The organism is Desulfatiferula olefinivorans, from assembly GCF_054657895.1.
The window spans coordinates 1-1,858 of sequence record NZ_BAAHXV010000090.1 but is presented as its reverse complement, the minus strand read 5'-3'; the positions used below and the strand labels follow the sequence as shown (position 1 = coordinate 1,858).

The following is a 1,858-nucleotide window of genomic DNA, read 5'->3' as shown; positions in this document are numbered from 1 at the left end:
CTTTAAATTGGCACGGCTGACCGGCGAATCAAACGACCGGCTCAGGCGGGCAGTAACTAAAGATACCTCACTGTACCACGATTCCAAGCTTTTGATGAAGGCTTATTGCGGGAATGATCTGAGGGCACCTGCGGGCCTCGGGAAAACCCTTTTTTTCATCACACTACCTCTCCATTGGGAAACCTGTTCGGACCGGATATGTCCGGCCACTTCCCTGGGAAGAGGACCTTAGCAAAAAAACGTTTCATTTTTTCCTTCTTCTATACCCTGCCTGACGGCCTGCACCACCCTCAGGTAGGGTGATGGGTTACAGAATCGTTTTAAAATCATCATCTGTTTTCATTTTTTCGCTCCATGAGGGAAAACCACATAACCCAAATTGAGAATAGAGTTCCTTGACAATGCTCTGTGAGTTGACTTTGAAAAGATATTCCCGTGCTTTTTCAATAAAACTGTCTAATTCTTCATTGCTAATACGCCTGTTTTTATATATACGCCACCGCTGGAGCAAACCACGAGGGCTAAGAACACGGCTTCTGAATTGGAGAGCATTGATCATGTCTGTAGAACACTGAGAATAAAGAAAACGATTCATTACATAATTCGCTGACGCATTTGAGATATGGCAGACATCATCAATACGGTTCTGAAAACTTTCATATAAACGTAATTCATCAATGACAATATCATATGAAGGGAAGTAAATAGCATTTGTTCCTTTACAAAAGACATCTATCGCTGTTCTTAATTTCGCTTTGCTTAAATTAGAACGAACAAGAAATGAAGCATCGGTTACACAGTCTTTCCACCAATGATATCTTTGTGGTGAGAGTGTCACAATGATATCGCACTCTTTATTATTGCGAATTGCATTAATATGTTCTTTAATTTCAAAAAGATCTGATATTATTTGTTCAACGCGGGATTCTTCCGGTGTGTAGCGGTCATTGGACAGGCCGCAGGCATGGGCGATGATTCTTCCGTTTTGCTTTTCCCGTAAGTGCGTATCTGTGCCTAACGTTATTGAGATAATATCACTTGTCTTTAAATTTTGTAAAAATGCTTCTGAGTGCCCATTAAGTCTGTTAATAAATTCTGATTCGGATTTTCCTGTGTATAGTTCTCTGGCTATATACGGGCATTGGAAACGTGGTGTTTCCGGGTCCTTATAATCTATTACATCTGCATTTGTATAGTCAGAAGACTTTCTGAGTTTTTTTAAAAGCTGAAGTATACTTGATGCAGAAAAATGTAGGGAGCACGGGTTGTTAAAAACCGAAAGACCAATCCTGCTGAGTAGCCAATGAAAATGGTTGGCAAAACAGCTTCCAATAGTCATTAAACGTTTATCAAATGATGTGATGATCGGATTTTCAGGTATTTCAATAAGGGTATTAGAGAGAAAGTGTATTTCATTTGAATCAGTAAGATTAAGATCAATTGGATTTGCCATTTTCCTCCAATCATTTTCCGGAAGGTTAAAGGGGGGGGGATTTGCGATAGATGACGTTTGACCAAAAACAACGACTCACAAAGTTTAATAATGATTAAACTATAAACAATCAAACCTTTTCAGGCAAGACCAAACAGCCGTTCTGCTATTACGTTACCACGACAAATTCTAAATAATTATTACCGGTTTCAACATAGACGGTGTCGTAAAAAGCATTTCCAGGCCCAATAAGGCCCAATATCCGAAAGGAAGTGTGTTAAATCGCTTTGTTGCAAGATTGAATAAAAAAGAACAGAAACAGAACAGAACAGGGGACGACAGAACAGGAACAGGGAACAGGGGACAGGGAGAACAGGAGAGAGAACAGAAGAGAACAGGAGAACAGGGGACAGGCAAAAAATAAAG

The 1,858-nt window shown here is 40.0% G+C and carries 1 protein-coding gene; it reads right to left on the bottom strand.

Annotation, left to right across the window (positions count from 1 at the left end; all coding sequences use genetic code 11):
- Positions 1 to 307: 307 nt before the first annotated feature.
- A complete protein-coding gene (locus ACYQ11_RS21945) occupies positions 308 to 1,453 on the bottom strand; it encodes a GSCFA domain-containing protein (protein WP_459925973.1) in 1,146 nt (381 codons plus the stop codon).
- Positions 1,454 to 1,858 lie beyond the last annotated feature (405 nt).

Coding starts and splice junctions, on each gene's coding strand:
- ACYQ11_RS21945 (WP_459925973.1), bottom strand. CDS start 1,453: ATGGCAAATCCAATTGATCTTAATCTTACTGATTCAAATGAAATACAC.